The organism is Lelliottia sp. RWM.1 (assembly GCF_016859735.1).
In the GTDB taxonomy this organism is placed as follows: Bacteria; Pseudomonadota; Gammaproteobacteria; order Enterobacterales; family Enterobacteriaceae; genus Enterobacter.
Map to the genome: position 1 here is coordinate 1 of NZ_WLVC01000088.1, position 6274 is coordinate 6274.

Annotated in this window: 4 protein-coding genes and 1 pseudogene; 2 read left to right on the forward strand and 3 right to left on the reverse strand. The window is 39.7% G+C overall.

Going from position 1 to position 6274, the window contains the following annotated elements:
- Window positions 1–51: 51 nt before the first annotated feature.
- The gene (locus GF617_RS26190) at window positions 52–360 is read right to left on the reverse strand and encodes a hypothetical protein (RefSeq protein WP_203452742.1); all 309 of its coding nucleotides are present in this window, start codon (window positions 358–360) and stop codon (window positions 52–54) included.
- A gap of 669 nt (window positions 361–1029) precedes the next feature.
- A pseudogene (locus GF617_RS26195) lies at window positions 1030–1729 on the reverse strand (IS1 family transposase).
- 451 nt (window positions 1730–2180) lie between these two features.
- Between GF617_RS26195 and GF617_RS26200 the strand changes: the two are divergent.
- A complete protein-coding gene (locus GF617_RS26200) occupies window positions 2181–3482 on the forward strand; it encodes a cytidylyltransferase domain-containing protein (RefSeq protein ID WP_203452743.1) in 1302 nt (433 codons plus the stop codon).
- A 20-nt stretch (window positions 3483–3502) separates the two neighbouring features.
- Window positions 3503–4813, forward strand: a complete 1311-nt coding sequence (locus GF617_RS26205) for a hypothetical protein (protein WP_203452744.1) — start codon at window positions 3503–3505, stop codon at window positions 4811–4813.
- A 215-nt stretch (window positions 4814–5028) separates the two neighbouring features.
- On the opposite strand, the gene GF617_RS26210 is transcribed toward GF617_RS26205, so the two are convergent.
- The coding region (locus tag GF617_RS26210; protein ID WP_203452745.1) for a hypothetical protein at window positions 5029–6274 on the reverse strand (1246 nt) is incomplete at its 5' end.

Below are 6274 nucleotides of genomic sequence, written 5' to 3' on the forward strand. Positions count from 1 at the left end.
TATGCCACCAACTGAATACGAAAAACAATATTATCAGCGGCTCGGAAGTGTCTAGATTATCTGTGGCGATTCAAATTTCCAATCTTCTTCAATAAACTCCGCATCGTAAGGTGCCGCTGCGCCGGATCGACAATGGGTGTTTTTCCAGTCACCGGAAAGCAGCCAGCCATTAGGACGTTTTTCCCTGTGAGCCACTGTTCGTCCATCACGGGTGATGATGTTTGGCAGATACCACTGGCTCTGATCAAGGGGATAAGCTTCAAAACAGGTTTTCCCTCGCGGGGATGCCATCCACAGTTCGCTATGACCTGCATTTTCCAGCTCAACAAGAACGTCATGTAATGGAATTGGAGTTTTCATATGTTTCCTTTCAAAAAAAATAGTCACTCAGAGTAATTATGACGTGCAGCATAATCGGCTTCGCACAACCCTGCGTCTGTCACCCGGATGATTTTCCCCTGCCGTCATCATTTTCATGCTGATAATAAGCAGACATATAGCCACGCCTTTAAATTACCGGATGACCGTTTCCGGCAGATCCGATTTTCTGGCGTATCACAACTTTCCGGAAGTGTAACACGGCAAGGGAATAAGCAAAGCGGCAATCTCTGCCCCTGCGCGCCCGGTCACGGGGCAGGGGGTAAACACAACATATAGCAGGAAAAGCAGCTGATAACGTGGCACATGTTGTGTTTTTCTGCCGCCACGCCCCGGTGCTGTTCTGAAAGATCCGGGACTGGGAGTTTCCGGATCTGCGGTGGAGAGAATAAGGATTATTGCAAAAAATTCACAAAAATCACGTTATTGTTGCTATTATTGTATTAATGTCTGATATGCAAAAGAAATGACTTATTTGTTAGAAAATGGCAATAAAGGTAAAGGGGAGAACTTCTCCGTATTTTTATCAGACATCCTGAAAGATACCTGACTCTGGCTTATGACATTTGGGTAATGCCTTCAACCGATAGAAATTTCTGTTACCCGCATAAAGCGAGTGGCCCGTAAAACGATTTGGGTAATGACTCCAAATTATTGGTAGTGTTTTATGTTCAGATAATGCCCGATGACCTTGTCATGCGGTTCCACCGATTTTGAGAACGACAGTGACTTCATGCCCAGCCTTGCCAGATGCTGCCTCAGATTCAGGTTATGCCGCTCAATGCGCTGCGTGTAACGCTTACTGATAACGTGCAGTTCTCCCTTCAGACGTGATTCATAAAGTGGCCAGCCATCCGTCATCCATACCACGACCTCAAAGGCTGACAGCAGGTCCAGAAGACGCTCCAGCGTGGCCATAGTACACTCACCAAAGACGTGCGCCACGACCGTCCTCCGTATCCTGTCATACGCATAAAATATAACCAGCGCTGGTGTGATTTAGCCCCGACGTAGCCCCATTGTTCGTCCATTTCAGCGCAGACAATGACGTCACTGCTCGGTTGTATGCGTGAGGTTACCGACTGCGGCCTGAGTTTTTTAAGTGTCGTAAAATCGTGTTGAGGCCAACGCCCATAATGCGGGCGGTAGCCCTGCATCCGACGCCATTCATGGCCATATCAATGATTTTCTGGTGTGTACCGGGCTGAGAGGCGGAGTAAGTGAACTGTAGCTGCCATGTTTTACGGCAGTGAGAGCAGAGATAGCGCTGATGTCCGGCAGTACTTTTACCGTTACGCACCACGCCTTCAGTAGCTGAGCAGGAGGGACAACTGATGGAGATGGAAGCCACGGGAGCACCTCAAAAACACCATCATACACTAAATCAGTAAGTTGGAGGCATTACCCCTTCACCTGCCTAAACCCGGTGATTTACGTCTAAAACGTATCTCTATTCCGAAGATGACGATCGCTTGGCCTGCGTTATTTTTATTGATGTCGCTAACGCTCAGTTCTTATGAGCGCGGGATTACCGAGAAACGGTTTGCAGATTTTTTGCGAATAGGAATGGTAGCGTGTGCGGGGGGATAAGTCTCTGCGGTTTATGCATACCCAGATAGTATACACACTAAATAATTCGAGTTGTATGAAGGCGGCAAGGGAAGGCATCTTTTAGTAAGTGATTCGGGTAACTGAGCGTAAACCAACGCACAAGAAATTTGAAGTATGACGGGTGCAGAGAGGGTTTAATTCTGCTAACTCATTAATATAGATTGTTATTTTTTTTGAAGAGGTGTTGCTGTATGAAAATTGTTGCATTTTTACCCGCAAAAGGAAGCAGTTCTCGTGTTGAAAACAAAAACGTAAAACTGTTAGATGGGAAGCCACTATTCTTGCACACGCTGGAAAAATTGCTCGCTTGTGACTTCATTGATGAAGTGTATTTAGATACGGAAAGTGATTACATCATTGATTTAGCCAGTTACACAAATGCTAAAATCATGAAGAGGGATATTTCACTAGCGGATAATAAAACGGATGGTAATAAACTATTTTTGAATGAGGTTAAACATGTCGATGCAGATATTTATATTCAAGTGCTATGCACCAGTCCATTTATTAACCCGCAGAAAATTCTAGATGGTATTAATGCGATAAAAGATACTAACGAGTTTGATTCAGCTGTTTTAATTAAAAAGGAAAAACAATATACATGGAGTGATAATAAAACTCCTGATTATGATATAAAATCCATTCCTAATAGCGTTGATATAAAAGATACTATTATTGAAACTATGGGGCTGTATATTGTTAAGAAAGAAACTGCGCTGCAGACTAAAAGGCGAATTGGAAATAAGCCTTATCTGATCGAGGCCTCTGTTGAAGATAGTTTTGATGTTAATTATGAAGATGATTTTAATGTGGCTAATTTGATTGCTGCAGGTAAGCGTGAACGCGATAGAAAACTCCTCAATAACATGAAGTCATTTATGTCATCGCCATTGCTATCGGATATTTTAGACGATTTTGGCTATCGCAATCAAATTATTAAAGGATTAAGCCCGAATATTCAAAGTGCGAAGTTGCTTGGGCGAGCAAAAACGCTGAGATTAAGAGAGTTAAAAGAAGATGAGCCTTATGACGGAATCTATAAAGCACTTTCCTCTTACGAAACTATAATTCCGAACGACATTATTATGGTGGAGAATGAAATGGATGACTTTGCCTATTTTGGAGAGCTAAATGCAAACTTGGCGATTCGGTCAGGTGCTGCAGGGGTTATTGTTGGGGGGCATACAAGGGATGGTAAGGCAGTATATGATTTGGCATTGCCTGTGTTTTCTAAAGGGTATACTTGTCAGGATGTCCGTCAGCGCGCAACGTTAGATTTCATTAATAATCCAATTAATATGTATGGTGTTACTGTACATGTTGGTGATCTTGTCTTTGCAGATTCTGAAGGTGTTGTAGTTATTCCAAATGAGATTGAAAGTGCAATAATTGATACGATATATCAGCGTGGTAAGAATGAAAAAAATATTCTACTTGATATTTCCCAGGGTGTTGATACAGATATCCTGGTCAAGCGGTACGGTTTTTTCTAAATTTATTTAAGGGCTTTGGAATGAGTGAAGAATATATTTCAAAAGGCATAGCCTTATGTGTTAATTGTGTCCCGGAGTCTATAGATGTAAACATAAAATACTTTTGGGAAGAGTTGGCCTTATCTCTAAGAGATAAAGGTTTTTTTCTTTTGGTGGTGACCACTGCTGAGTTGAATAGTTCGGTATTTCAAACAATTAAGGTGCCTTATAATATTATCGATTTTAATGGATCCTATGATAATTATTATAAAAATAATGATACAGTTGAAGGGTATATTGTTTCTGAAATAATGAGACGATACCGTTGTGATGAACATGTTGCGAAAAAAAGTCTTCAAATAGGCAGCCAGTTTTACAAAGAGTTAGTGGCAGCTATCTCACCTGCAGTGGTTATAGGCTGGCAAAGCACAGATATTAATACATTTTTACTGAGGAAGTGTACCTCTGACTACGGAATTCCATTTTGGTCAGGAGAGCGTGGATTGCTTAAAAATACATTAATGTTTGACTTGGGTGATAATTATTCCTCTTCAGAGGTGATGCGCAGTTTTACAATTGATAAATTATATAGAAGTTACCAATTCACTGAAGAACTCATCAGTGAATTGCAGGAAAAATACATTTTAACTAACCCTTCTGGAAAGTATGATTCAGCGAATTTAATTGATAATAACACTTTTAGAACACAGCAAGGCATACCTTACAATGCCCTGGTTATTGTTTTGTTTTTTCATGCTGAGCCGGGCATTGCATCATCTTATAAAGACAGTCGATTTTTAGAGATTAATGGGGCAGATAGAGGCGAGCTTCTTAAGAAAATCACATCAATAATTAACTATTGTGAAGCTAATGGTATTTATTTGATAGTGCAGGATCACCCCTTAAATAAATTTCATCCGGAACCTATTGTTGTCCAGCAATCACACTATATACGACAAGTTGAAGAGAATATTCATACATTATTGCGTACAGCTGACTGCTCTCTTCATACACTATCGACTATACAATATGATTCTATTTTCTATGAAAAGAGAATGGGGTTATTATCTAAAAGTATGTTGAGTATGAAAAATGGGGCATACCAATATGATGATTATTTTAGCGTTGAAGAATTTATGTCTAATTTGCTCTCGGAGAGTAATTGGCCTTCTCGACTTAACAATCTCAAGAAGAAATTATGTTTCATTTATGAATATTTCTTAATAAAAAATGATGATAAAAATAGAAAGGCTGAGGCAGAAAGAGTCAGTGAACTTCTTGCATTCTATGAAAGTCCTGTTAATAATGATGCTATAGATAAAATAAATGATTTCTTACAACGCTGGAGTTAAAATGAACTGTTTTTTTAATGTTTTATTGTTATTTTTCGAGAGCCCGGTAGCTTTGGGCTCTTATCAACAATGGCCAATATGCCCGTAATACTTCACGTTGCTTGTGCGTTGGCTTACACTTAGTTACCCGAATCACTTACCTGAGTAAGCTCATCGGGATGTCTTCGTTTTCCACCTTCATGCAACTCGAATTATTTAGGGTATGGATGTTAGGGTTAAGATAATGGTCGATAGATAATTTTAATCATTCCTTTATCTTTGTGCGTTATTTTCTTTAAATAAATAAATGCATCAACAGTTGATGGCTTGATGATTTTTTCGTCTATTATCGCGCCATCAATGAAGTAGTCAGTATTCAATAGCAGATTATTCTTTTCATCTGTTTCATATTTGCTAAATGCATTCTCATCAGAAACGAAAGAAATTTTCATTAATTCAAGTGCTGTGAATGATTTTCCAATCATAACAACAAATTCGGCATCATCTATTACTGGGATATTTAATGCATAAAAGCCATCATAAGTATAAAAAGACTCAATTTTTTGAGTCATACTTTTGCCATTTTTCAGAAAAACGATATCAATGCTTTGTTTGCGTTGTATGGAGCTGATCAGCGGGTAATTCACAGCGTAACGATAGCTTGCCAACAACCATATTGCATTCTCAATGCCCAGATATCTTAGCTCCGCTGAATTATTGGTGCGGACATCATTGGCGTCGCCATCGATAATTCTCGATAAGCCATACTGTTTGACAAAGTCGAGTGCTTTCTCACGATTAATGTACCTCAGTTTAGCATCTGTTCCTAAATTGACTTCAAATTGAAGGGCTTCCAGCCATTGTATTTCTTCCTTCTGAGGGAAAAAGATATACCTTGCTAGATCAATGATGATTGCATCGCTGAGTTCTTTATCCGAAAATCGTCCACCTGTTAACTTTTCCTGCTGAGAATGAAGAAATTCCAATGCATATTCATGCATTTTTTTCACTTTCTCCAGTAGAATTGGGTCAACACTATTTTGACCTTTAGCGTTACCTTCTTTATCATAGTGAGTGGCAGAAAAATCATTCGACGAGCATAACAATTCAAAAGTCGCAATGTGGCGCGTTAGTGTGCTAATTAATCGATAGTCGTAACGGTCTGGGGCAATAGATCCTGTTCTATTGTCCTGCCAATCAGGTGTTTGTTGGACAATAAGGTAGTGGCCGATAATCTTAATATTTAATTCTTGTTCGAGAATATGGCCGATTTTATTCTGTGTGGTCCCTTCATATCCAAGGTCGACCAGCATAAGCGTTTCGCCTGCTTTAATCCCTGTTTGACGTTGAATGTGTTTAACTAAATTACCTCTGAATTCATTGGATTTTTTAATTATCTCTTTGCTTAGGGAAGGTGCGAATAAGCAGGTCATTTCTTCCCAAGCTGACTCGCTGATTAAAATTTCGCGGATCTGGGCCGAT